Source organism: Vibrio iocasae (genome assembly GCF_042245395.1).
Taxonomy (GTDB): domain Bacteria; phylum Pseudomonadota; class Gammaproteobacteria; order Enterobacterales; family Vibrionaceae; genus Vibrio; species Vibrio iocasae.
On record NZ_CP145311.1, the window covers coordinates 896,995 to 921,633 of the forward strand.

Below are 24,639 nucleotides of genomic sequence, written 5' to 3' on the forward strand. Positions count from 1 at the left end.
CGGCTATTTTAGCCGGCTCTTATCACTCGCGAATGAGCGGGTTTGGAATATAAATATCAATCCGTAAAGGAATAGATAATAACAACTGGTTAAGGGAAAATATGCACAATGGTGTGATGAAGGCATGGCTCGAGTCTTCACACTTGGCTGGCGCCAATGCAACCTACGTAGAAGATCTCTACGAACTGTATCTAAGTGACCCCGATCAGGTAAGTGAGGAGTGGAGACGTGTGTTTGAAGGGTTGCCTGTGCAACCTGAAGAAGTGGTGGAACAGCCACATTCACGTGTCCGTGATTACTTCCGTCGACTCGCCCAAGAGACGAAGCATTACAATGTCCAAGTTAGTGATCCTGATGTCGATGCTAAACAAGTTAAAGTTCTGCAGCTAATCAACGCCTATCGATTCCGAGGGCATCAAGCTGCAAATCTCGACCCCCTAGGGCTCTGGGAAAGGGATGCTGGTCCCGATCTCGATCCTGCTTTCCATAATCTTACCGAAGAAGACTTTGAAGAAACCTTTAACGTGGGTTCTTTTGCCGTTCAGCAAGAGACGATGCAGTTAGGGGATCTTTATAAAGCTCTGAAGAAGACCTACTGTGGTTCAATTGGTGCAGAGTACATGCACATGACGAACACTGAACAGAAGCGTTGGGTACAACAACGTCTTGAATCTGTTCTGGGTCAGCCTTCATTTTCTTTGGACGAAAAGAAAACTTTCCTTGATGAGCTGACAGCGGCAGAAGGTCTTGAGCGCTACTTAGGTGCGAAATTCCCGGGTGCGAAGCGATTCTCTCTGGAAGGTGGTGATGCACTTATCCCAATGACCAAAGAACTGATTCGTCATGCAGGCCGAAGCGGCATGCGTGAGGTGGTTATTGGAATGGCACACCGTGGCCGACTTAATATGTTGGTTAACGTTTTGGGTAAGAAACCTGCGGATCTGTTTGATGAGTTTGCAGGAAAGCACGATGAAACCTGGGGTACCGGTGATGTGAAATATCACCAGGGCTTCTCTGCGGACTTTGCGACAGAAGGTGGAGATGTTCACCTTGCGCTGGCATTTAACCCATCCCATCTGGAAATTGTAAATCCTGTGGTTATGGGATCTGTGCGAGCTCGTCAGGATCGTCTGGGTGATAAAGACGGTAGCAAAGTTCTTCCTATTACTATTCATGGTGACTCAGCGATTGCGGGGCAGGGCGTAGTTCAGGAGACATTCAATATGTCTCAGACTCGTGGTTTCCGCGTAGGTGGTACGGTTCGAATCGTGGTGAACAACCAGGTTGGATTTACAACCTCAGTGCAGAAAGATACCCGTTCTACCATGTACTGTACCGATATCGCGAAGATGGTGCAGGCACCGATTTTCCACGTGAATGCTGATGACCCTGAAGCGGTAGCATTTGTTACCCGTATCGCTTTGGATTTCCGTAATACCTTTAAACGTGATGTTGTTATTGATCTGGTGTGCTATCGCCGACATGGTCACAACGAAGCGGATGAGCCGAATGCGACTCAGCCTTTGATGTATCAGAAAATCAAGAAACATCCGACGCCACGTAAGCTGTATGCTGATGTGCTTATGGAGCGTGGAGAATTCGGTATTGATACTTCAACAGAGCTGGTCAATGACTATCGAGACGCTCTTGACCACGGTGAAGTGGTTGTAAAAGAGTGGCGTCCGATGTCGATGCACTCGGTTGACTGGAATCCATACTTGGGACACGACTGGAATATTGACTGGGAAGCTAAGTTCGACGAAGCGAGACTGAAAGAGCTTGGTGAGAAGGTTTGTCAGTATCCGGACAGTCACAAGCTTCAGAGTCGTGTAAACAAGATCTACAACGATCGACGTGCCATGCTTAACGGTGAAAAAGCGTTGGACTGGGGTATGGCAGAAATTCTGGCATACGCAACGCTTGTTGATGACAGCAAGCGCATTCGCTTGTCCGGTCAGGATTCAGGTCGTGGTACTTTCTTCCACCGTCACTCTGTTCTGCATAATCAGGAAGATGCGAGTACATACATCCCACTTCAGAACGTACACAACAGCCAGGGACCTTTCCAGGTATTTGACTCCGTATTGTCTGAAGAAGCGGTACTTGCTTTTGAATATGGTTACGCAACTGCGGAACCTGGTGGTTTAAGTATCTGGGAAGCACAGTTTGGTGACTTTGCCAACGGTGCACAGGTGGTAATTGACCAGTTTATCTCTTCGGGTGAGCAAAAATGGGGTCGTCTATGTGGCCTTACAATGCTACTACCTCATGGATACGAAGGTCAGGGACCAGAGCATTCATCTGCTCGCCTTGAACGCTACCTTCAGCTTTGCGCAGAGCAAAACATTCAGGTTGTTATTCCTTCAACACCAGCTCAGGTCTATCACATGCTGCGTCGTCAGGTTATTCGTCCTATGCGTCGCCCACTTGTGGTTATGTCTCCAAAATCACTACTTCGTCATCCACTTTGTACTTCAACAATGGATGAACTTGCGAATGGGACATTCCAGCCTGCAATCGATGAAGTCGATGAGTTGGATCCTAAGAAGGTGAAACGCGTCGTTTTCTGTTCAGGTAAGGTCTACTTCGATCTTCTGGAACAGAGACGTAAGAATGAACAAGACGATGTCGCGATTGTTCGTATTGAGCAGCTATATCCGTTCCCTCTGTTTGAGGTGCGTGACATTATTGCTAAGTACGAGAATGTACAAGACTTTGTCTGGTGTCAGGAAGAACCTCAGAACCAGGGTGCCTGGTATTGTAGCCAACACAACTTCGTGAATGCGATTCAGGGAGCGCCATTGAAATATGCAGGTCGTCCTGCATCTGCATCCCCTGCAGTTGGTTATATGTCCGTTCATGTTAAACAGCAAAAAGCACTAACAGAAGATGCTTTGAACCTAGAGTATTAAGAACTAGAAGTTAAGGAAGAAAAGATATGACAATTGAAATTCTGGTTCCAGATTTGCCTGAATCCGTAGCTGATGCAACGGTTGCTACCTGGCACAAGCAACCTGGTGACGCAGTAGCTCGTGACGAAGTTATCGTCGATATTGAAACCGATAAAGTGGTACTGGAAGTTCCAGCACCAGAAGCCGGTGTTTTAGAAGCCATTGTTGAAGAAGAAGGTGCAACAGTACTTTCAAAACAGTTAATCGGTAAGCTTAAGCCTGGAGCAGTCGCTGGTGAGCCAACAGTAGACACCGCCGAAACTACAGAAGCTTCTCCGGATAAACGCCACAAGGCTTCACTGGGTGAAGAGTCGAATGACTGGTTAAGTCCTGCAATTCGTCGCCTGGTAGAAGAGCACGGTATCGATCCGGCTCAAATCAAAGGTACAGGTGTTGGTGGTCGCATTATTCGTGAAGATGTTGATGCGTATCTTGCTAACAAGCCAGCAGCAGCTCCGGCTCCTGCAGCAGAGCAGCCAGCGGTTGAAGCTCCGGCTACTGCACGTAGTCAGAAGCGCGTACCAATGACTCGCCTGCGTAAGCGTGTTGCTGAACGCCTTCTTGAAGCGAAGAACAGCACTGCGATGCTAACAACTTTCAACGAAGTGAACATGAAGCCAATCATGGACCTTCGTAAGCAGTACAAAGACCAGTTCGAGAAGCGCCACGATGTGCGTCTTGGCTTCATGTCTTTCTACGTGAAAGCTGTTACCGAAGCGCTGAAGCGTTACCCGGAAGTGAACGCTTCAATTGATGGTGACGATATTGTTTACCACAACTACTTTGATATCAGTATGGCGGTATCTACGCCACGTGGTCTTGTTACTCCGGTACTGAAAGATTGCGATACGCTAGGTATGGCTGATATTGAAAAAGGTATTAAAGATCTTGCAATTAAAGGTCGTGACGGTAAGTTAACGGTAGAAGAACTAACTGGTGGTAACTTCACTATTACTAATGGTGGTGTATTTGGTTCTCTAATGTCTACGCCTATCATCAACCCGCCACAGGCAGCGATTCTTGGCATGCACAAGATTCAGGAACGCCCGATGGCTGTGGATGGCAAAGTAGAAATACTGCCAATGATGTATCTGGCTCTGTCATACGATCACCGTCTGATTGACGGTCGTGAATCCGTTGGGTTCCTGGTTACCATCAAAGAACTACTGGAAGATCCAGCACGCTTACTACTTGATGTATAAGCTAGCCTGACAAAACTGGTGTTTCTCAAAGAAGCACCAGTTTGAATTGAGAGTCAGGCAAGCTCAGCGTCTGACTCTTTTCAATGACACTCAATGTGGTCATTGATAAATGCAGTACCCTACAGACGTATAAGCATTCTCTCCCGAGAACGTTTTATGGACATTATAAATCCCCTTAAGGGATTAACAAATGGAATAGCACAATGAATTTGCATGAATATCAAGCCAAACAGCTTTTTGCAGAATTCGGTTTGCCGGTACCAGAAGGTTACGCTTGTGATACCCCGCAGGAAGCCTTTGAAGCCGCTGGACGTATTAGTACTGAAAAGAAAGTTGTAAAGTGTCAGGTGCACGCTGGTGGCCGTGGTAAGGCTGGTGGTGTAGAGCTACACGACACGAAAGATGGCGTTAAAGAGTTTGCCCAGAAATGGCTAGGTAAAAACCTGGTTACTTACCAAACAGATGCGAATGGTCAGCCTGTATCTAAGATCCTGGTAGAAGAAGCATCTAACATCGCTAACGAGTTATACCTTGGCGCTGTTGTAGACCGTTCTACTCGTCGTATCGTATTTATGGCATCCACAGAGGGTGGCGTAGAGATTGAAAAAGTTGCGGAAGAGACTCCGGAGCTTATCCACAAAGCAGCGATTGATCCGTTGGTAGGCCCACAGGCGTATCAGGGGCGTGAGCTTGCGTTCAAACTTGGCCTTGAAGCTGATCAGATTAAGCAGTTCACTAAGATCTTTATGGGTCTTGGCAATATGTTTGCTCAGTACGATCTGGCGCTACTTGAAATCAACCCGCTTGTGATTACCGGTGAAGGCGACTTGCTTTGCCTGGACGGTAAGATCAACATCGATTCCAACGCACTTTATCGTCAGCCTAAGCTACGTGAAATGCACGATCCTTCTCAGGAAGATGAGCGTGAAGCACATGCAGCGCAGTGGGAGCTTAACTACGTAGCGCTTGATGGCAGCATTGGTTGTATGGTTAACGGTGCTGGCCTTGCAATGGGTACGATGGATATCGTGAACCTGCACGGTGGCAGCCCGGCAAACTTCCTTGATGTTGGTGGCGGTGCAACGAAAGAGCGCGTTACAGAAGCATTTAAGATCATTTTGTCTGACGACAACGTAAAAGCGGTTCTGGTTAACATCTTTGGTGGTATCGTTCGCTGTGACCTGATTGCTGACGGCATCATCGGTGCAGTTGAAGAAGTGGGTGTTAAAGTCCCTGTTGTTGTTCGCCTTGAAGGTAACAACGCACCGTTAGGTTCTAAGAAACTGGCAGAAAGTGGTCTGAATATCATTGCTGCTAACTCGCTAACTGAAGCAGCTGAAAAAGTAGTTGCAGCAGCGGAGGGCAAATAATGTCTGTATTAATCGATAAAAATACCAAAGTTATTTGTCAGGGCTTTACTGGTGGTCAGGGTACTTTCCACTCGGAACAAGCTATTGAATACGGAACTCAAATGGTTGGTGGTGTTTCACCTGGCAAAGGTGGCCAGACTCACCTAGGTCTACCAGTATTCAATACGGTTCGTGACGCTGTTGAAGCAACAGGTGCTACTGCATCAGTTATCTATGTCCCGGCTCCTTTCTGTAAAGATGCGATTCTTGAAGCGATTGATGCGGGCATCAAGCTGATTGTTACTATCACAGAAGGTATTCCAACACTTGACCTGCTAGACGTAAAAGTACGTCTGGATACTGAAGGTGTTGTGATGATCGGTCCTAACTGCCCGGGTGTGATCACTCCGGATGAGTGTAAGATCGGTATCATGCCTGGTCATATTCATAAGAAGGGTAAAGTAGGTATCGTATCGCGTTCTGGTACTCTGACTTATGAAGCGGTTAAGCAGACAACTGACGAAGGCTTTGGTCAGTCTACTTGTGTTGGTATCGGTGGTGACCCAATTCCAGGCTCAAACTTCATCGATATTCTGAAGTTGTTCCAGGAAGACCCTGAAACTGAAGCAATCGTAATGATTGGTGAAATCGGTGGTACTGCAGAAGAAGAAGCGGCTGCGTTTATTAAAGAAAACGTAACTAAGCCGGTTGTTTCATACATTGCAGGTGTTACAGCACCTCCGGGTAAGCGTATGGGCCATGCTGGTGCGATTATTTCTGGTGGTAAAGGTACGGCTGAAGATAAGTTTGCCGCACTTGAGTCAGCAGGTGTTAAGACGGTTAAAAGTCTTGCAGATATCGGTAAAGCACTTCGTGAAGTGACAGGCTGGTAATCCGCAACCGATTACATGATTACAAGCCCGAACTCAGGTTCGGGCTTTTTGATGTCTGTAGCTTTTGCGTGTTGATGTTTGTGATACATTCGTTCTATATGTTTATAAGAAGCTATTGATTTTAAATAGTACCTAGCCTGTAACTCTTTAGTGATGTCGCTATTATGCCCGCTGTAAATCTAGACTCTACATATGGCGTAGTTGTCCATCGAAACTTCGATATTCTTGAAGTCGATGATAATTATGCTCGGATTTTTGGTTATGACTCCGCCCAAGACTTATTGGATAAAACGGACTCGCTACTCGATCTCATCTCACCTAGTGAGTGGGACATTGCCAAAGAAAATAATGATGCAATGCTTTCGGGCAAACTCAAAGCCGCCACTCGTTCCCACTCAAATATGAATGCCGCAGGTGAGGCATTTACGGTATTAACCTTAGACCACGTGCTTGAGCTCGAAGAGGGGCCTGCACTACAGGTTACTGTGGTTGATTTAACCAGCATCGTAAAAGCCAATCAGCAGATTAAGGATAATGAAAAACAGTACCGTGAACTCATTACAAAGTCTGCACAGGGCATGTTGATCCAGCGGGATTTTAAGCCATTACTTATTAATGATGCATGGGCGCGTTTATATCATGCGGACTCCATCGAACACGCTATGAAGTGCTCCGTACTTGATAGAATTCCTGAAAAATTTCAGAAGTATGCCGAAGACAGATATGCTCAGCTCATTCATGGAGAGATCGAAGGGGGGAGCATCACAGTAGAAAACTACTGTTTTGATGGTGCGCTGAGAACGTTCAGAATCTATGAAAACCGAATTATGTGGGACGGTGAGCCTGCATTGCAGACGGTTGTTGAGGACTTCACTGAGAAAGCTCAGTTGGAGAAAGAACTCGAGTATAAAGCTAACCACGACCAACTAACTGACCTGTACAACCGTGACGCCGTCTATGATTGGTTAGAAAGTGATGAGAACGAGTTCAGCTCGTTGAGCTGTCTAGTGCTTGATATCGATAATTTTAAAAGAGTGAATGACTCATACGGCCATTATGCCGGCGATAAAGTTATCAAAGCGTTTGCTCATACCTGTGAGTCTGTTGTAGATGATAAAGGCATTGTTGGCAGATGGGGTGGAGAGGAGTTTCTGGTTCTGTTACCGGATGTATCAGAAAAAAAGGCCATGAAAATTGCAGAGCGGATCAGAGAAGCCTGCGCGAAAAGAGTCTGCCGATTCGGAAGCATCTCTATTAAAACGACAATGAGTATTGGTGTTTGTACTAAACCCTATGAGAGTGAGGGGCACTTTTTTGATAACCTGCTGAAGGAAGCCGATGACAGGATGTATAAAGCTAAGAAGGGCGGAAAAAACAGAGTCTGCGGAGAATAAACACCTATCCATCAAGCAAAAAAAATCACAAAACAAAAAAGCTGGCATCAAGCCAGCTTTTGTCGTTTAAGAGCCTGATTAAGACTTACTTAGCCAGATTCTCTTCTACGAATGCCCAGTTAACAAGAGCCCAGAAACCGTTCATGTAGTCTGGACGCACGTTACGGTAATCGATGTAGTAAGCGTGTTCCCAAAGGTCTACGGTTAGTAGTGGTGTTACACCTTCATCTGTTAGCGGAGTCGCAGCATTTGAAGTGTTTACGATGTCCAGAGAACCGTCAGCTTTCTTAACTAACCAAGTCCAAGAAGAACCGAAGTTGTTGATTGCAGAATCAGTGAACTTTGCTTTGAACTCTTCAAAAGAACCGAATGAAGCATTGATCGCATCCGCTACTGCACCTGTTGGTTCCCCGCCAGCGTTTGGCGCTAGGCAGTGCCAGTAGAAAGTGTGGTTCCAGATTTGCGCAGCGTTGTTAAATACACCGCCTGAAGAAGTTTTGATGATCTCTTCAAGAGATTTGTTTTCAAACTCAGTACCAGGGATAAGGCCGTTTAGCTTAACAACGTATGTGTTGTGGTGCTTACCGTGGTGGAAATCTAGTGTTTCTGCAGAGATGTGTGGTTCTAGGGCATCTTTTGCATAAGGAAGAGCTGGTAGTTCAAAAGCCATTGCAGGATTCTCCGTTGATATGAAAGAGTTATCTCTTTCGATTGCTTCCAGTTAATTCTTGTTCTTAGTCAGTAAGGCGACTTGAGATATAGTTTATCAAGTTTTTACTTTATTAAAAGCCCGTTAACAAAAAAAACTTAAAATCTTCACTTACTGAGTTCTATACTATGACGTAATAACCACTTAAATAATGTGCTTTTTATTCTGTTTTAAACCAGTAAAATGTTTTGTTTATGTAAAGCCGTATAAAGCCAGTGAGTAAATAATGGAAACTATCGATAAAATCAAACAGCAGATTGAGCAAAACCCTATTCTTCTCTATATGAAGGGATCCCCAAAACTACCAAGTTGTGGTTTTTCTTCTCAGGCAGCACAGGCACTAATGAACTGTGGTGAAAAGTTTGCTTATGTAGATATCCTGCAAAATCCGGATATCCGCGCTGAACTTCCTGCTTATGCTCAGTGGCCAACATTCCCTCAGCTATGGATTGACGGAGAGCTAATCGGTGGTTGTGACATTATTCTTGAAATGTTCCAGAAAGGCGAACTACAGCCGCTAATTAAAGAAGCTGCTGCAAAGATTCAAGACGAAGAGTAATAGAGTTACTCAACATCTGAACACAAGAGTCCTGGCATCGCCGGGACTTTTTGATCTCACCTTAATTTAGTTCATATTCGCCAATTAAGTCTTTTACGACATTTTTTAATGAGTCTGGCGAACACCATCTCATTTTATGTTCGCTATATAATTACCACAAAAGCGAAAGACAAATGCATTGAGTCGGTGTGATATGAACGAAGCAAATCAAACAGTCCGAGTGCCAGACATAAAGGCCTCTATAGATCTTTATGATGATTGCATTAAGCCAGGTTGTAACAAGTTACTAGAGCTAAACAAGTATCTCCTTGCCTCTGAACGGAATCAGCGGAAGAAGCAGGTTTTATACCGCCTGGCTTGGGTTGGTGGTCTGTCTACGCTCGTCATAGCGATCAGTTATCTAACTATTGGAATCAATATGATAACGGCTGTTGGTCTGTTGGCTGCTTATATGGCTGGTATTCTCTTACATCATAAGTATTCTCCCAAGGTTGTTCTCCCCGAGCAGGAGGAAGAGCTATATAGATTGAATGATGATCTTAGGAGCCAGATTTCTGATTTTGAAAGGGAAAGGCCGGGTATATTGCACAAGCTTCTTGAACTGACTAACCAACAAGAAAAAGCGGAATCTCAGGGGATTCGTTTGGAAGGTGTAGTAGTGGATCTGCAACAGCTAAATGGAAGTGGTTTATATCAGTACTTAGATGGTATGAATCTGGTTTTCGACAACCGAAATGTGCTTGATGAACGGTTAACCAAATAAGGCATTCAGTTAAAAGTAATGAGAAATAGCCCGGCCTTTGTAACCGGGCTTACTGTTTTACCTAAGAGTCGTATTTCTTAACCCTTGGCATTCTCCATTCTTTGCATGTTTTTCATCTGTTCCATCACCTGATCTACAGAGAAGCTTGCTGGTTTTTGACGTGGTGGGAACTCGTTGAAAGTCTCAACCATCTTCGCGACTTTGGCCTGAGCCGGAACATTCAGGAACAATCGGTCGAAAGTCCATTGGTCGTAACCGAATCCCATGTCCCCCTTTTCTAGTGGGTCCACAGCTAGGTCAAAAATCAAAGGCGTACGCAATGTCGTAAACTCACGTCTCCATACATCCCAACCCTCGTGTTCCTGAATTTTAAAATGAAGCTTAAAGCGTCCATCGCGCATTGCTAACAGATCGCCAGAGTCAGACCAGTAGAAAAACTCGTTACGTGCGGAGTTCTTTGACTTGCCAGTCAGATAGTCAGTTTGGTTGTACCCATCAAGATGGTTTTTGTACGTTCGGTTTGTTGATTTAGAACGATAGCCTGTTAGCAGTTTGTTCTTGATATCCTTGTTTCCCGCTGCAGCAGCAAGCGTAGGGAACCAGTCTTCACTCGCAACAATGCCGTTTAGCTTAGTGTTGGGTTTGATATGATTTGGCCACTTAATCATCGCTGGTACGCGGAAACCACCTTCCCACCCGGTATTTTTCTCGCCGCGGAAAGGACCAAAAGAGGCATCAGGCCAGGACGCATTCATTGGACCATTATCAGTGGTGTAGATAATAATCGTGTTGTCATCGACACCCATTTCTTTTACTTGGTCAAGAAGTTGGCCAACAACTGCATCATGCTCGACCATACCGTCTGCATAATCGCCCAATCCGGTTTTGCCTGAGTGCTTGTCACTGACGTGAGTATAGGCGTGCATACGAGTTGCGTTGTACCAGGTGAAGAATGGTTTGTCCGCTTTAACCTGACGTTTCATAAAATCGATAGCTGCGGCCGCCGTTTCGTCATCAATGGTTTCCATTCTCTTGCGCGTTAGCGGGCCCGTATCTTCAATTTTCCCATCAGCATAGGAATGAATAACACCGCGTGGGCCAAACTGCTTCCTGAATGCAGGATCCTGAGGGTAATCAGGGCTTTCTGGTTCTTCTTCTGCATTGAGGTGATACAGATTACCCATAAACTCATCAAAGCCGTGGTTGGTTGGTAGCATATCATCCTGATCACCCAGATGGTTTTTACCAAACTGACCTGTCATATAACCCATGTCCTTCAGCGCGGTCGCTATCGTAATATCTTCTGGCTGCAGACCTTGCTTTGCTCCTGGCATACCTACCTTAGTTAAACCTGTTCTGATTGGCATCTGACCTGTAATAAACGCGCTGCGGCCAGCAGTACAAGATTGCTGAGCATAATAGGAAGTAAAAAGCGCCCCTTGTTGTGCGATGCTATCAATATTAGGAGTCTGGTATCCCAACATTCCCTGGTTGTATGCTGAAATATTGCCATAACCCACATCATCGCCAAAAATCACCAAAATATTCGGCTGAGAAGCGGCATAAGCTGTGTTACCTGCAGATACCGCTGCCAGTGCAAGGGTAAGAGCGGTTTTCTTTTGAAAAGCCATTTAGGTCTCCGTCGCTATGTTTTTAAACTGTTTAACTTAAGACGTTCACTCGGGGAGAGTGCGAATCTAAAGGTTATTGACAAGAGTATTTATAGCGACAACAAACGACAATATCATGACAAAAAACTCAGTAATACAGATGCTAAAAAGCCCGCTAACTCTTTGAGTTAGCGGGCTTAAAATAAGCACTGAATTAAGCGGTGTTTTCCGTAGTTACAGAACCATAGCTGCAATCCAGCCAAATACGATAAGCGGGATGTTGTAGTGGATAAAGGTAGGAACTACCGTTTCCCATACATGTTCATGCTGACCATCTGCATTCAGACCAGACGTTGGACCAAGTGTTGAGTCAGATGCTGGTGAACCTGCATCACCAAGTGCCGCAGCGGTACCAACCAGAGCGATAGTTGCCATTGGAGAGAAACCAAATGCAGCAGCAAGCGGAACATAGATAGTGGCGATAATTGGAATAGTAGAGAACGATGAGCCAATACCCATAGTAACCAGAAGACCAACAACCAGCATTAGAAGTGCAGCCAACGCTTTGTTGTCACCGATACTTGTAGATAGCGCTTCAACCAGAGTTTCAACACCACCAGTCTGCTTCATTACAGCAGCAAAACCAGCAGCGGCAATCATGATGAAGCCGATCATTGCCATCATGTGCACACCTTTTGTGAACGCATCATGAGTTTCTTTAAACTTAATAACGCCACCAAAAGTAAACACCATAAAGCCAGCAAGACCACCAATGATCATTGAACCGGTGCTTAATTGAACGCCAAGTGCGGCACAAATACCAACAATCGCAACGATGATGTTTTTCTTGTCTACTTCTACTTCTGTGTGAACGGTTGTTAGTTCCGTCTCTTCATACTCACGCGGCTTGCGATAAGTGAAGAATACAGCCATAAGAAGACCAAAGATCATGCCCAGACCTGGTAGCATCATTGCTGTAGGAACTTGACCGGCTACAACGTCAGCAAGGCCGTTGTCGTGCAGGTTTTTAAGAAGGATGTTGTTCAGAAAGATGCCACCAAAGCCAATAGGTAAAACCATATATGGAGTAACAAGACCGAAGGTCAGCACACAGGCAATCAGACGGCGGTCAAGTTTAAGTTTCTGGAATACGCCTAGCAGAGGTGGAATCAAAATAGGGATAAAGGCGATATGAACAGGGATAACGTTCTGGGATGACATAGTAACCAGAATCAGAGCACAGATAACAACATACTTAAGGCCTGTTGTTGCCGCGCCATTCTCTTTACCGTGAATCTTCTTGATAACGTTCTGTGCAAGCAGATCCGTCAGGCCAGATTTAGAGATCGCAACTGCGAAAGTACCAAGCATGGCATAGCTAAGCGCGATAGTCGCACCACCACCAAGGCCGCTTTCAAAAGCTGAGATAGATTCATTCAGGCTCATGCCTGAGACGAGGCCGCCGATTACAGCACTAAAAGTCAGGGCAACGACAACGTTGACCCTCATCAGTGCCAGCAGCAGCATAATACATACTGAGATAACTACCGGATTCATTTTTATTCTCGTTTGAGTTGTGTTTGACTACTTATTTTTCTTGGGTTTCTTCAACAAGCGGCCAGCCACCAAGAGCTTTCCATTTGTTGACGATGCCACAGAATAGCTCTGCGGTCTTTTGTGTATCATAAAGGGCTGAATGAGCCTCTTTATTGTCAAATTCCATCCCCGCAGCTTTGCACGCTTTTGCCAATACTGTCTGACCATAGGCCAGGCCAGATAGCGCAGCAGTATCAAAGGTCGCAAAAGGATGGAAAGGGACTCTTTTAAGCTTACTTCTCTCAGCAGCAGCCATGTAAAAGTTGTGATCGAATGTCGCGTTGTGCGCGACAATGATTGCCCGGCTGCATTCTGAGTCTTTCTGCTCTTTTCTGACCAGTTTATTTATCTCTTTCAAAGCATGTGCCTCAGTGACGGCACCACGAAGTGGGCTGAAAGGGTCTCGGATACCATTGAACTCCAGAGCTTCTTTTTCCAGGTTTGCACCTTCGAAAGGCTCGACATGAAAATGTATTGTTGAAGCCGGATGCAGATCGCCATTTTCATCCATTTTTAAGGTAACTGCGCAGATCTCTAAAAGTGCATCGGTTTTTGCATTAAAACCAGCAGTCTCTACATCGATGACAACAGGGAAATATCCTCTGAAACGGCTTTTTAACGCCAATAAATTTTCTTCTTTGCTCATGGTATCTTGGTCATGTTTCGTAAGCGACGCATTATTACAGATAATGCATACAATAAAAATGACTAATGCCAATTTTAATGTTGTACACGTTGGCTAGTTTTTTGCTTATATCCAACAAGACAGAAGAAAAAGGATGTTCTATCCGAAATAACGGCAAAAGTTAGCCGTTTTGATAGATAAGAGTTAAATAATTTTATGAAAAAGATGATTGCGTTAAGCACAGTGGTCGCTGCGAATCTGATATCTCCGATGTCAGTGGCTTCCTCTATTCGCTATGAAGCGACACCAGAGCAATCAAAGTGGGAAATGACAATGAACACTCCGTTGGAGTGTCGTTTGGTTCATCCTATTCCTCACTACGGACAAGCGGAGTTTTCATCTCGGGCAAGCAAGAAGATTAATCTGGATTTTGAACTTAAGATGCGTCGTCCGATGGGAGAAACCCGAGCGGTAAGCCTGGTCTCCATGCCGCCTTCATGGCGTCCGGGAGAAAGTGCTGATCGTATGCAAATGATTAAGTTTTTTAAGCAGTTTGATGGCTATGTTGGTGGTCAGGCCGCATGGGGTATCCTGACTGAGCTCGAAAAGGGCAGAACCCCTACGTTTAGTTACGCCGACTGGGTTAGCCGTGACCAGAGGGTAGAAGTGGCACTTTCATCCGTGCTGTTCAGACAAAAATACGATGCGTTTAGTTTTTGCGTAAGCCAGTTATTACCATACAGCTTTGAAGATATCTCATTCACTATTCTTCATTACGATAGAAACAGTGATCAATTGAACAAAGCCTCTCAGAAGCGTTTGGCTCAGATCGCTGAGTATGTAAAGCATAATCAGGATATCGATCTGGTTCTTATTTCAACTTACACCGATTCGAGTGGTGATAAAGGGGTTAATCAGGCACTTTCGGAAAGGCGCGCGATGGTGATGCGAGATTACTTTAAATCACTTGGTTTAGCTGAAGACAGAATCGAAATTCAGGGCTATGGCAAACGCAGGCCGATTGCCGACAATGGCACACCGATAGGAAAAGATAAAAACCGCAGGGTAGTGATATCTCTTGGAAGAACCCAGGTTTAAGAATCAATGAACCCGCTGAGAAGCGGGTTTTTTATCTTCATTTGCTACCTTAAGTTAGTGCAAATTAAATTTAGCAATAATGCCACAATGAGTAGCTGTATCTATGTGCTGCACCTGTTTTGCTATCGCGGGGTTTGGGTGGCGTTTCATAAACCCGATAAGGGCTTTTCTGCAGCAACCTAATGAATCGAGAAAAGCGTCACAGCTTCGATTTGGGCACTGTGGGACCAGTGTGAGCATCTTTTCTGAGGCGAGCTGAAGGTATTTAAGTTCATACTCGCTATCTTCTTGTATACGCCAAAAGTTAGCCAGATTATGGCAAGAGACAATATTGATGGTGAGTAGCTCTTCAATATCGATATTTTCCTTTTCTAGCTGTTCAGAAACAGTGAGTGCTTGCTGATAATGAAGAACACTTCTTAAGAAGTCTTTGTTTTGAAGAGCGATATCCGCAGTAATTGTGTGTTTTTCCCAGTCTTCGATACTCATTGCTTATCTCCCTGAACGAACGTTTAAGGAGGTTAAATGATAATTATTATCATGTAAAGTGTTTGCTATATTAAATGGGTGATCACCCAGAAAAAGGAAGGGCTCATCACTTGAGCCCTTCCTAAACAATCATGGAACTACAAAATGACAGTGCGGTTCCCGTAAACGAACACATGGTCGTTGACAACTTTGTTTAGTGCTTTGCTAAGAACATTCTTCTCAACATCACGGCCTGCTTTCGCCATATCTTTTGCACTGAAGTTGTGGTCAACAGGAATAACGTCCTGTTTGATGATTGGTCCTTCATCCAAATCATTCGTTACGAAGTGTGCAGTAGCACCAATAATTTTTACGCCACGCTCGTAAGCTTGATGATAAGGTTTTGCGCCGATAAAGGCAGGCAGGAAGCTATGATGAATGTTAATAATTCGATTGTTGTACGCTTCAACAAAATTTGGCGTTAGTACGCGCATGTACTTAGCAAGTACCAGATAGTCAACATCGTATTGTGCCAGTACTTCCAGTACTTTTTCTTCGTGTTCTTCGCGGTTCATACCTTCATGAGAAACACAGTGATAGGGAATATCGAACTTCTCGGTCAGTCCCTGCAAAGTATCGTAGTTACCTACAACGGCTGCGATGTCTACATCTAGGCTACCATCGAAGTTTTTCATCAGGATATCACCGAGGCAGTGTGCTTCTTTTGTTACCAGAATGATAATTTTCTTTCGTTCAGAGCTCACAAGATTTCGTTTAGCTCCTTCAGGTAAGGCTTGATCCAGATCCATTAGGAAGGTTTCATCGTTGAAGATACCTTCCAATTCAGTACGCATGAAAAAGTGACCACTGGTGTTATCTACAAATTCGTTGTTATGGATGATGTTAAGCTGGTGCTTGTAACAGATGTTAGTGATCTTTGAAATCAACCCAGGGGCATCTGTGCAATGGGTCAATAGTGTCTTCTTTTCCATTTTCTACTTCCGTAAACTCTGTTGTGTCTAAATAAAAATTTTATTTTATAGCTCAAAAGTAATCAGTAAGTGATCTGAGCAACATTTTATACTCTATAAGTAATCTATTATGTAAATGCTTTCAACAATAAGCTTCAACTAAAGGGATAAAACAGAAGTTTATTTTGCTTTTTTATTTTTTATGTTTGTGAGGTGGTGAGGTGGACAAAGATCTTTTAGCTCGTAAATTGTATGGTGAGCGTGTAAGTCGTCTAACAGGTAATCAGGATATTGATGAAGCGACTCTTGATGAGTTGTGGGAAAGTAAAGCGAGCCCGGCTGATGCAGCGAAGTCGATAATGACAGAAGATAATGGTTTTGATGGGCCTGCATGGTTGTCCCGGTATTTAAATCGTTAATCCTTAAATAAATTAAAGAATTCGGCGGCGTGATATTTATTATCACGCCGTTTTTATTTTACCTTAAATAATTGCCGAATATGCCCGCTTCCATGAGCCGCTAAATTTAGCTAAGTCTTTAATTATTAACCTCCTCTTTTTAGGCATGCTCATTCCACCGGGCACACACGGCAATCATTCTGCTTATAACAAATAGATAGGCTCGCTTCTTTGCTGAGCTTGAGTATAATTTCCCAATCTTTTTTCCTTTCAGTGAACTCATGATCAATAAGACTTTCTCAGCGGATGGTGCGCTAGGTAAAGCGATACCAGGATTTCAGCCTCGTCAGGCGCAATTGGATATGGCTGTTGCGGTTGAAAAGACGATTGCTGAACAGGGCCAGCTTGTTGTGGAAGCAGGTACGGGGACGGGGAAAACGTTCGCGTATCTTGTGCCGGCTTTGTTAAGTGGTAAGAAAGTCATTATCAGTACCGGTTCAAAGAACCTTCAAGAGCAGTTGTATCATCGGGATTTGCCATTGATGATTCAGTCGCTTGGTTACTATGGTCAGGTATCGCTTCTAAAGGGGAGATCAAACTATCTTTGTCTTGATCGTTTAAGCCGCCAGATGGTTGAAAGCCATAGTAACGAAGCTGATCCTACAATGCTTGCACAGCTAGTTAAGGTTCGAAGTTGGTCTTCTGAAACGAAGAGCGGTGATTTGGGCGAATGTGACGAGATCGCTGAAGATAGTCCGGTTATTCCGGCAATTACCTCGACGAATGATAGCTGTTTAGGTAAAGAGTGCCCCAGCTATCAGGACTGTTTTGTGCTTAAAGCGCGAAAGAAGGCCATGGATTCAGATATCGTGGTGGTTAACCATCATCTGTTTTTGGCGGATCTTGCGATTAAAGAGACAGGCTTTGGTGAACTTATTCCGGAAGCTGACGTGTTTATTTTTGATGAAGCGCATCAGTTACCGGATATCGCCAGTCAGTACTTTGGTCAGTCGGTATCCAGCCGTCAGATTCAGGAACTGTCTAAAGACATTGAGATTGGTTACCGAACGGAAGCTCGTGACATGCGTCAGTTGCAAAAGGTGGCTGATCGCCTGACTCAGTCTGCAATGGATCTACGCATTGTTCTCGGTGAGCCGGGTTTCAGGGGTAACTGGCGGGAGGCCATCAAATCAGAGTCTATTGCCCGAGAAGTGACACGAGTAACCGACTCACTGGATCTGGCTATTGATGTACTCAAACTAGCACTTGGCAGAAGCCAGTTACTTGACGCCGCGTTTGAGAGAGCAAATACAATCAAATCTCGTATAGAAAGAGTCTGTGATGTGACAATTACTGGCTACTCATACTGGTACGATATATCGCCAAGACATTTTAGCCTACATATTACACCGCTTTCTGTCGCAGATAAGTTCAAAGAGCAACTAGAGATTAAGCAAGGGAGCTGGGTATTCACTTCCGCTACACTTGCGGTCTCTGATGACTTCGGACACTTTACCCAACGCCTTGGATTAGAACCTGCCCAGCAGTTCTCTTTGCCAAGCCCTTTTGACTATCAATCGCAGGCAAAGCTATGTGTTCCAAGATATTTACCAGAGCCAAACAGCCCCGGATTAGCAGAGAAGTTGGTCAGAATGCTTGGCCCAGTGATTGAAAAAAATCGTGGTCGTTGCTTCTTTCTTTGTACTTCTCACAGCATGATGAGGGAACTTACGGATGGATTTAGGGAAAGTCTGGATATTCCTGTTTTAATGCAAGGGGAAACCAGTAAGCAAAAGTTGCTGGCTGAGTTTATGGAGTTGGGTAATGCGCTTTTGGTTGCGACAGGGGCTTTTTGGGAGGGGATCGATGTTAGGGGAGATGCGTTGAGCTGTGTTATTATCGACAAATTGCCCTTTACCGCTCCCGATGACCCGTTGCTTAAAGCCCGAATTGAAGATTGCAGGCTAAGTGGTGGTGAGCCTTTTGCAGAGGTTCAGCTTCCAGATGCGGTCATCACATTGAAGCAAGGTGTCGGCAGGTTGATACGAGACAAAAAAGACAAAGGAGCATTAATCATCTGTGATAACCGATTGGTGACACGTGATTACGGAGGCATCTTCCTGCAAAGCCTTCCTCCTATTCCAAGAACCCGCGATTTGGCGCAGGTTTCTGAATTTCTGGAACAATTGTCTTCTTGACAGTTGAATCGAATGGACAAAAAAACAGGTAAGCCGATCAAGGCTTACAAGATACAGATATATAAACTGAGGCGTAAATGAGCGCAAAAATTCTTGCATTGGATACCTCAACAGAAAACTGTTCTGTTGCACTGCTTGTTGGTGACAAAATATACTCACGTAGTGAATTCGCTCCGAGAGACCACACTAAGAAAGTTCTCCCTATGGTTGATGAACTTCTAAAAGAAGCGGGACTGAAACTAGCCGATCTGGATGCACTGGCGTTTGGTCAGGGGCCGGGTAGCTTTACTGGCGTTCGAATTGGCATTGGTATTGCACAAGGTTTAGCATTCGGTGCGGAGTTACCAATGATAGGTATTTCTACTCTGGAAGCGATGGCTCAGGGAACTTATCGCAAGCACGGTGCGCAAAAGGCTGTATGTGCTATTGATGCCCGAATGAGCGAGGTCTACTGGGGCCGTTATGAGCGTCAGGAAAATGGCGAATGGAACACCGTAGAAGAAGAGCAAGTGATTCCACCAGAAGTCGTTGCAGAGCAGGTAGAAGCAGATGAACATATCTGGAAGTCAGCAGGTACTGGCTGGGATGCATATTCAGAAGCACTTTCTGCACTGAAACTGAGTATTGAGCCGTCGGAGGTGTTATACCCTGACGCAGAAGATATTGTTTACCTGGCGAAGTTTAAACTGGAGAAAGGTGAGACAACTCCGGTAGAAGAGTCCAGCCCGGTTTATCTGAGAGATAAAGTAGCCTGGAAAAAGCTACCAGGTCGGGAGTAATGTCAGGAGCAAGATAAAAGGTTCTAGATGGTTACGATTCAGGGATTGCCGACAACGGTAATCAGTAAGCCTCAAAAGTCGAAAAAACGGGATGAGGTCAAAAAGGACACCAGCCAGAGCAGCGTTACGCAAACAACGAAAGTTGCTAACGCTGTGTCTCAGTCTATTCACAATATACGTGAGTCTGACATAGAGAAAGCCCGTATCCAGTATGATTTGCCCGAAGGTAGTTCACGCAAGGCTCTGGAAGAGTATATGGAAGTTCTGAATCGTGCCAAAAAAGAGGAACTTGCTCAGCTTGTCGGAGTCGATATCTATATCTGATTTTTATGGTGGTAACCATGGCCAACTTTCGTATATTCCCAGCAATTGCTCTGACTTTTCTGCTTTCAGCTTGTTCATCTCTTCCCGACCAATTGGCCTCAAACAATGAGAACCTGATTACAGACTATGGCCAGTGGATCTCGCTGGATGCCAACAAAGACACCGAACTACGATTGGGAGGAATGATTGCAAATGTAACGAATCTGGAAGACAAAACCAGAATCGAAATTGCAAACATGCCGATAAAAAGTAATGGTAAGCCAAACCTTGATTCAGAGCCGGATGGTCGGTTTGTTGTCTATTTCGATGGCTATCTGGAGCCTATGAAGTACTCTGAAGGGCGTTTAATTACCGTATTGGGAAATAGCGCAGGTGAAGAGCAAGGGAAGGTTGGAGAGTACGACTACACTTATCGAGTGATGGATGCCTCTGCTGCTTATCTCTGGACAATAGAAGAGAGTGTTATTGTTGATGACTACGGAAGTTATATGTATCCGTGTCTCAATCGAATTAACTGCCGTTCAATGAGAATGAATGTTTCTCGGGGAAGGGTAGTACAGGAAGTGAAATAGTGTTTACGGAAAAACGATATCAACTGGAATTTATCCGGCTCGCAGCATTAGAGTCAGGAGTAAAAGAAACGGCCGATTTAACGGTCGTTTTTCTTCATGGCTGGCTAGATAACAGCGCCAGCTTCTTATCATTGATGGAGAGCCTTCAGGCTAAGCTACCATCTGCTCATCTTGTCTCTGTGGATCTGCCCGGTCATGGTCAGTCGTCGCATCGAAGACCTGATAATTTTTATCCTTTTCATGACTATATCGATGATCTAAATCAGTTAGTGACTAATTTATCACCGAACAAGCTAGTGATAGTGGGACATTCACTTGGTGCATTAATAGCGAGTTGTTATAGTGCTGCCTTTCCTGAAAAAGTGGACGGACTTGTTCAAATAGAGGGTTATGGCCCTTTGAGTGAAAATCCAAAAGACGCGGTGAAAAGAATCAGAAAAGGCGTGATCAGTCGGGAACGTGTAAAGATGAAACCGGATAGAGGTTTTACCTGCATTAACGATATGGTCGCGCTGCGCTCAGATCTAAACCGTTTAAAGGATGCGGAGATCAGGCCAATTATTGAAAGAGGGGCTGAGCAGAGAGAAGGGCGTTGGTACTGGAAACACGATCCAAAGCTTAAGTGTGACTCTCTGTATCGAATGTCTCCCGAGCATGCGCAAGCTGTTCTATCAGCAATTGAGTGTCCACATAGCGTGATACTCGGTAGTTCGGGCTTTGAAGAACTTGCAGAGTTTGCCGAGAACCAGGCAAATCGTGACATATCCGTTCACACTATTGCAGGAAACCATCACTGTCATCTTCAACAGCCAGAGTTAACATCTGAGCTGATTGTGGATTTAGTTAACAAAATTTAAACAACTGTTTGATACTTTCGTGCTCAAGCAGTCTGGCTATGCTGTAATAAGTTCAAATTAGAATAAATAGCCTACAAAAGGAGTTTTAGCGTGGATAAACCCTGGCTCTCTCGTTACCCAAGTGACGTGCCTGAAACCATTGACCCGGATATGTACCCATCTCTGATAGAGATGTTCGAGAACGCTGTACACAATTATGCAGACCAACCAGCGTTTATGAACATGGGTGCCACCATGACGTTCCGCAAGCTTGAGGAGCGTAGCCGAGCATTTTCAGCTTATCTGCAAAATGAGCTTAAGCTAAAAAAAGGTGATCGTGTCGCTATCATGATGCCAAACCTACTTCAGTATCCTGTCGCCCTGTTTGGTATCTTGCGAGCTGGTCTGATCGCAGTAAATGTGAACCCGCTTTATACTCCACGAGAGCTGGAGCACCAGCTTATCGATGCTGATGCCAAGGCGATCGTTATTGTTTCGAACTTCGCTAACACGTTAGAGCAGGTGGTAGACAACACACCTATCAAGCACGTTGTACTCACAAGCCTTGGACAGATGCTACCAAGAGCGAAAGGTACATTGGTTGATTTCGTCGTGAAGTACGTTAAAGGAATGATTCCTAAGTATAACCTTCCTGGTGCAATCTCTTTCCGTCAGGCGCTAAGTAAAGGTCGCCGCTTACAGTACATAAAACCATTTATGTCCGGTGAAGATATTGCCTTTCTGCAATACACAGGTGGTACTACTGGCGTGGCGAAGGGCGCAATATTAACGCATCGCAATATGGTGGCAAACGTACTTCAGGCAAAAGCAGCATATCGTCCAGTGTTAAGTGATGGTCGCGAACTGGTTGTTACTGCGCTCCCTCTTTACCACGTGTTTGCACTAACAGTGAACTGCCTGTTATTCCTGGAAGTCGGTGGACGAAATCTTCTTATCACTAACCCTAGAGACATTCCAGGCTTTGTTAAAGAGCTACAAAAATACCCATTCACGGCAATTACGGGTGTAAATACGTTGTTTAATGCTCTGGCTAACAACGAAGATTTTCGAGAGCTTAATTTCAGTAACCTCAAATTGACGATTGGCGGTGGTATGGCGGTGCAAAGAAGCGTCGCTGAATCCTGGAAGAAGATAACAGGTGTTCCACTTCTTGAAGGTTATGGTCTGACAGAGTGTTCTCCACTTGTGTCAGTTAACCCTTATAACCTTGAAGAATACAATGGCTCGATTGGTCTGCCTGTGTCTTCGACTGAAGTAAGAATTGTTGATGATGAAGGCAATCCGATTGCTACAGATCAGGTTGGTGAGCTTCAGGTCCGTGGCCCGCAAGTTATGCAGGGTTACTGGCAGAGAGCGGAAGCGACTCGTAGCGTTATTGACGAAGATGGTTGGGTTTCTACTGGGGATATCGTCAAGTTTGACGATGATGGATTTATCCATATTGTTGACCGCAAGAAAGACATGATTCTGGTTTCTGGTTTCAACGTGTATCCGAATGAAATTGAAGATGTGGTTGCATTGCACGGTAAGGTACTTGAAGTTGCGGCAATTGGCGAACCTCATGAATTTTCTGGTGAGGTGGTTAAGATATGCGTGGTGAAGCGCGATCCAAGTCTTGAAGCCCATGAAATTATTGAGCACTGTCGTAAATATCTGACGGGATACAAAGTTCCAAAACTCGTTGAGTTCCGAGATGAACTGCCAAAAACGAATGTAGGTAAAATCCTGAGACGTGCTTTACGCGAAGAAGCGGAAGCTAAGCGTAAAGAACAGGAAGCTGCGGTAGCAAATTAACGCAACAAATCATCCTGTTAATTGATATACTGGCCGATACCTGAAACAGAAGGTATCGGCCTTCTTATTTCTATCGAGACCACATGAAATTTACTATTATCGAGAGCACTTCCGCGCTGGAAGAAGCATGTGAACTAGCGCGTCAATCTGACCAGGTGATGCTGGATACAGAATTTGTTCGCACCAGAACTTATTTTCCTCAGTTGGGGTTGATTCAGTTATACGATGGTGAGCGTCTTTCACTTATCGACCCGCTCTGTATAGAGGACCTTTCAGCTTTGAAGGGCCTGCTAACAGATAGCTCAGTTCTGAAAGTGCTTCACGCTTGCGGTGAAGATCTGGAAGTTTTTAAAAACAGCTTTGGCTGTATGCCTTTCCCGATGATAGATACTCAGATCATGGCAGCATTTCTTGGTCATGGACTATCGACAGGTTTTGCTGCAATGGTCAGTGAATACCTTGATGTTGAGTTAGATAAAAGTGAGTCTCGTACAGACTGGCTCGCAAGGCCACTTAGCGATAAACAGCTAGACTATGCCGCTGCTGATGTGTTCTATCTAAAACCTCTTTTTGAGCAGTTAGAAGAGAAGTTAACCGAATCTGGCTGGTGGGATGCAGCGTTGCAGGAATCTGAGTTGCTGATAGAGAAACGAGAAGTGGTTATTGACCCGGATAAGGCGTATCTGGATATCAAGGGAGCCTGGCAACTGAAACCAGAGCAACTAGCGATACTTAAGCCTTTAGCATCCTGGCGTGTTAAAGAAGCACTTAAACGAGATTTAGCATTGAACTTTGTTCTAAAAGAGCAGGATATGTGGAGCATTGCCAGATACGCGATTAAGAGTCGTCGTAAAATGGAAGAAGAGGGTATGGACCCTCGTGCAATCCGACGTCATGGAGAAAAGCTCGTCTCTATGGTCAAACTTGCAGAACATACTCCATCGGACGAATGGCCTGAACGCATTGAGCGCCTAATGGACAAACCAGGCTATAAGCAGAAATTCAAAGATTTGAAAGATGAAGTGAAAAAGGTGTCTCATTCGACCGGTTTGGCTTCCGAGTTCTTGGCATCTAAAAAGCAGCTAAACCAATATATCAGTTGGGTTTGGCGCCACGAACGTAATCCAGCGAAACTTCCAGATGTCGCAACAGGGTGGCGTAAAGCGCTGCTGTGCGAAAAGCTGGATACGCTGATGTAAGAACCTGAAAAGCCCCGGACGGGGCTTTTTTAAATCAGTAATAGAGAGCTTATGACTTTGCTCTACTTACTCTCTTCGTCAGGCAGTTTGACGTTAAGTTCCAAAACAGACAGATCATCGTCACCCTGCTCCAGAGAAACGTTTACCATTTCCGGATCGACTTCCACATACTTTGCCAGCACTTTCAGGATATCTTCTTTAAGCTGAGGTAAGTAAGAAACAGAATCACCCCCTTGACTGCGACGCTCTGCAACAATTATTTGTAGGCGTTCTTTTGCCAATCCTGCAGACTTTTTCTTTTGAGGGCGGAAAAACTCTAGTAGTGACATT

23 protein-coding genes are annotated in these 24,639 nt (G+C 44.8%); 16 read left to right on the plus strand and 7 right to left on the minus strand.

Annotation, left to right across the window (positions count from 1 at the left end):
• The first annotated feature begins 101 nt into the window (after positions 1-101).
• From sucA to SNR28_RS13870, 5 genes are all read left to right on the plus strand, one after another.
• Entirely contained in the window at positions 102-2,912 is a 2,811-nt protein-coding gene (gene sucA, locus SNR28_RS13850) for a 2-oxoglutarate dehydrogenase E1 component (RefSeq protein WP_375753174.1), read from the plus strand.
• Positions 2,913-2,938: 26 nt separating this feature from the next.
• Positions 2,939-4,153, plus strand: coding sequence for a 2-oxoglutarate dehydrogenase complex dihydrolipoyllysine-residue succinyltransferase (gene odhB, locus SNR28_RS13855; RefSeq protein ID WP_375753176.1), 1,215 nt, complete (start codon positions 2,939-2,941; stop codon positions 4,151-4,153).
• Between the two features lie 203 nt (positions 4,154-4,356).
• Positions 4,357-5,523 (plus strand): ADP-forming succinate--CoA ligase subunit beta, encoded by a 1,167-nt coding sequence (gene sucC / locus SNR28_RS13860; protein ID WP_375753178.1) that lies wholly within the window; start codon positions 4,357-4,359, stop codon positions 5,521-5,523.
• Positions 5,523-6,395, plus strand: coding sequence for a succinate--CoA ligase subunit alpha (gene sucD / locus SNR28_RS13865; protein WP_375753180.1), 873 nt, complete (start codon positions 5,523-5,525; stop codon positions 6,393-6,395). The genes sucC and sucD overlap by 1 nt, the downstream gene beginning before the upstream one ends.
• A gap of 164 nt (positions 6,396-6,559) precedes the next feature.
• Positions 6,560-7,789, plus strand: coding sequence for a diguanylate cyclase (locus SNR28_RS13870; RefSeq protein WP_375753181.1), 1,230 nt, complete (start codon positions 6,560-6,562; stop codon positions 7,787-7,789).
• 85 nt (positions 7,790-7,874) lie between these two features.
• Here the strand turns inward: SNR28_RS13870 and sodB are convergent, their stop codons facing one another.
• The gene (gene sodB, locus SNR28_RS13875) at positions 7,875-8,459 is read right to left on the minus strand and encodes a superoxide dismutase [Fe] (RefSeq protein WP_375753183.1); all 585 of its coding nucleotides are present in this window, start codon (positions 8,457-8,459) and stop codon (positions 7,875-7,877) included.
• 265 nt (positions 8,460-8,724) lie between these two features.
• On the opposite strand from sodB, the gene SNR28_RS13880 reads away from it, so the two are divergent.
• Positions 8,725-9,057, plus strand: a complete 333-nt coding sequence (locus SNR28_RS13880; RefSeq protein WP_375753185.1) for a Grx4 family monothiol glutaredoxin — start codon at positions 8,725-8,727, stop codon at positions 9,055-9,057.
• Between the two features lie 193 nt (positions 9,058-9,250).
• On the plus strand, positions 9,251-9,820 hold the full coding sequence (locus tag SNR28_RS13885) for a hypothetical protein (protein ID WP_375753186.1): 570 nt from the start codon (positions 9,251-9,253) through the stop codon (positions 9,818-9,820).
• 77 nt (positions 9,821-9,897) lie between these two features.
• On the opposite strand, the gene SNR28_RS13890 is transcribed toward SNR28_RS13885, so the two are convergent.
• From SNR28_RS13890 to rnt, 3 genes are all read right to left on the minus strand, one after another.
• Positions 9,898-11,451 (minus strand): arylsulfatase, encoded by a 1,554-nt coding sequence (locus tag SNR28_RS13890; protein WP_375753188.1) that lies wholly within the window; start codon positions 11,449-11,451, stop codon positions 9,898-9,900.
• A gap of 213 nt (positions 11,452-11,664) precedes the next feature.
• On the minus strand, positions 11,665-12,987 hold the full coding sequence (locus SNR28_RS13895; RefSeq protein WP_375753190.1) for a Na+/H+ antiporter family protein: 1,323 nt from the start codon (positions 12,985-12,987) through the stop codon (positions 11,665-11,667).
• Positions 12,988-13,018: 31 nt separating this feature from the next.
• The gene (rnt, locus tag SNR28_RS13900; RefSeq protein WP_375753191.1) at positions 13,019-13,672 is read right to left on the minus strand and encodes a ribonuclease T; all 654 of its coding nucleotides are present in this window, start codon (positions 13,670-13,672) and stop codon (positions 13,019-13,021) included.
• A gap of 204 nt (positions 13,673-13,876) precedes the next feature.
• On the opposite strand from rnt, the gene SNR28_RS13905 reads away from it, so the two are divergent.
• Positions 13,877-14,749 (plus strand): OmpA family protein, encoded by an 873-nt coding sequence (locus SNR28_RS13905; protein ID WP_375754083.1) that lies wholly within the window; start codon positions 13,877-13,879, stop codon positions 14,747-14,749.
• A 54-nt stretch (positions 14,750-14,803) separates the two neighbouring features.
• Here SNR28_RS13905 and SNR28_RS13910 read toward each other — a convergent pair whose 3' ends face one another.
• Both SNR28_RS13910 and purU read right to left on the minus strand, forming a co-directional pair.
• On the minus strand, positions 14,804-15,238 hold the full coding sequence (locus SNR28_RS13910) for a DUF2753 family protein (RefSeq protein ID WP_375753192.1): 435 nt from the start codon (positions 15,236-15,238) through the stop codon (positions 14,804-14,806).
• Between the two features lie 137 nt (positions 15,239-15,375).
• A complete protein-coding gene (purU, locus tag SNR28_RS13915) occupies positions 15,376-16,209 on the minus strand; it encodes a formyltetrahydrofolate deformylase (protein ID WP_375753193.1) in 834 nt (277 codons plus the stop codon).
• Between the two features lie 200 nt (positions 16,210-16,409).
• Here purU and SNR28_RS13920 point away from each other — a divergent pair, with 200 nt between their 5' ends.
• The 8 genes from SNR28_RS13920 to rnd all read left to right on the plus strand — a co-directional run bounded on the left by SNR28_RS13920 (position 16,410) and on the right by rnd (position 24,309).
• Positions 16,410-16,607 carry a hypothetical protein gene (locus SNR28_RS13920; RefSeq protein WP_375753195.1) on the plus strand — a complete coding sequence of 66 codons (198 nt, stop codon included), beginning with the start codon at positions 16,410-16,412 and terminating at the stop codon, positions 16,605-16,607.
• Between the two features lie 260 nt (positions 16,608-16,867).
• Complete coding sequence (locus SNR28_RS13925) at positions 16,868-18,784, plus strand: ATP-dependent DNA helicase (protein WP_375753196.1); 1,917 nt, start codon at positions 16,868-16,870, stop codon at positions 18,782-18,784.
• A gap of 77 nt (positions 18,785-18,861) precedes the next feature.
• Positions 18,862-19,563, plus strand: coding sequence for a tRNA (adenosine(37)-N6)-threonylcarbamoyltransferase complex dimerization subunit type 1 TsaB (gene tsaB, locus SNR28_RS13930; RefSeq protein WP_375753197.1), 702 nt, complete (start codon positions 18,862-18,864; stop codon positions 19,561-19,563).
• Between the two features lie 27 nt (positions 19,564-19,590).
• On the plus strand, positions 19,591-19,887 hold the full coding sequence (locus SNR28_RS13935) for a chromosome partitioning protein ParA (protein WP_375753199.1): 297 nt from the start codon (positions 19,591-19,593) through the stop codon (positions 19,885-19,887).
• Between the two features lie 17 nt (positions 19,888-19,904).
• Complete coding sequence (locus SNR28_RS13940) at positions 19,905-20,459, plus strand: Slp family lipoprotein (protein WP_375753200.1); 555 nt, start codon at positions 19,905-19,907, stop codon at positions 20,457-20,459.
• The gene (locus tag SNR28_RS13945; protein ID WP_375754084.1) at positions 20,456-21,316 is read left to right on the plus strand and encodes an alpha/beta fold hydrolase; all 861 of its coding nucleotides are present in this window, start codon (positions 20,456-20,458) and stop codon (positions 21,314-21,316) included. Before SNR28_RS13940 ends, SNR28_RS13945 begins: the two co-directional genes overlap by 4 nt.
• 90 nt (positions 21,317-21,406) lie before the next feature.
• Positions 21,407-23,110: a long-chain-fatty-acid--CoA ligase FadD gene (gene fadD, locus SNR28_RS13950; protein ID WP_375753202.1), complete on the plus strand. Its 1,704-nt coding sequence runs from the start codon at positions 21,407-21,409 to the stop codon at positions 23,108-23,110.
• Between the two features lie 83 nt (positions 23,111-23,193).
• Positions 23,194-24,309 (plus strand): ribonuclease D, encoded by a 1,116-nt coding sequence (gene rnd / locus SNR28_RS13955; RefSeq protein ID WP_375753204.1) that lies wholly within the window; start codon positions 23,194-23,196, stop codon positions 24,307-24,309.
• Positions 24,310-24,371: 62 nt separating this feature from the next.
• Here the strand turns inward: rnd and minE are convergent, their stop codons facing one another.
• Positions 24,372-24,638 (minus strand): cell division topological specificity factor MinE, encoded by a 267-nt coding sequence (gene minE, locus SNR28_RS13960; protein WP_375753205.1) that lies wholly within the window; start codon positions 24,636-24,638, stop codon positions 24,372-24,374.
• Position 24,639: the final 1 nt, after the last annotated feature.

Coding starts and splice junctions, on each gene's coding strand:
- SNR28_RS13905 (WP_375754083.1), top strand. CDS start 13,877: ATGATTGCGTTAAGCACAGTGGTCGCTGCGAATCTGATATCTCCGATG.
- SNR28_RS13895 (WP_375753190.1), bottom strand. CDS start 12,987: ATGAATCCGGTAGTTATCTCAGTATGTATTATGCTGCTGCTGGCACTG.
- SNR28_RS13925 (WP_375753196.1), top strand. CDS start 16,868: ATGATCAATAAGACTTTCTCAGCGGATGGTGCGCTAGGTAAAGCGATA.
- sodB (WP_375753183.1), bottom strand. CDS start 8,459: ATGGCTTTTGAACTACCAGCTCTTCCTTATGCAAAAGATGCCCTAGAA.
- SNR28_RS13910 (WP_375753192.1), bottom strand. CDS start 15,238: ATGAGTATCGAAGACTGGGAAAAACACACAATTACTGCGGATATCGCT.
- rnd (WP_375753204.1), top strand. CDS start 23,194: ATGAAATTTACTATTATCGAGAGCACTTCCGCGCTGGAAGAAGCATGT.
- SNR28_RS13880 (WP_375753185.1), top strand. CDS start 8,725: ATGGAAACTATCGATAAAATCAAACAGCAGATTGAGCAAAACCCTATT.
- sucA (WP_375753174.1), top strand. CDS start 102: ATGCACAATGGTGTGATGAAGGCATGGCTCGAGTCTTCACACTTGGCT.
- odhB (WP_375753176.1), top strand. CDS start 2,939: ATGACAATTGAAATTCTGGTTCCAGATTTGCCTGAATCCGTAGCTGAT.
- tsaB (WP_375753197.1), top strand. CDS start 18,862: ATGAGCGCAAAAATTCTTGCATTGGATACCTCAACAGAAAACTGTTCT.
- SNR28_RS13885 (WP_375753186.1), top strand. CDS start 9,251: ATGAACGAAGCAAATCAAACAGTCCGAGTGCCAGACATAAAGGCCTCT.
- SNR28_RS13890 (WP_375753188.1), bottom strand. CDS start 11,451: ATGGCTTTTCAAAAGAAAACCGCTCTTACCCTTGCACTGGCAGCGGTA.
- minE (WP_375753205.1), bottom strand. CDS start 24,638: ATGTCACTACTAGAGTTTTTCCGCCCTCAAAAGAAAAAGTCTGCAGGA.
- sucC (WP_375753178.1), top strand. CDS start 4,357: ATGAATTTGCATGAATATCAAGCCAAACAGCTTTTTGCAGAATTCGGT.
- SNR28_RS13940 (WP_375753200.1), top strand. CDS start 19,905: ATGGCCAACTTTCGTATATTCCCAGCAATTGCTCTGACTTTTCTGCTT.
- SNR28_RS13935 (WP_375753199.1), top strand. CDS start 19,591: ATGGTTACGATTCAGGGATTGCCGACAACGGTAATCAGTAAGCCTCAA.
- SNR28_RS13870 (WP_375753181.1), top strand. CDS start 6,560: ATGCCCGCTGTAAATCTAGACTCTACATATGGCGTAGTTGTCCATCGA.
- sucD (WP_375753180.1), top strand. CDS start 5,523: ATGTCTGTATTAATCGATAAAAATACCAAAGTTATTTGTCAGGGCTTT.
- rnt (WP_375753191.1), bottom strand. CDS start 13,672: ATGAGCAAAGAAGAAAATTTATTGGCGTTAAAAAGCCGTTTCAGAGGA.
- purU (WP_375753193.1), bottom strand. CDS start 16,209: ATGGAAAAGAAGACACTATTGACCCATTGCACAGATGCCCCTGGGTTG.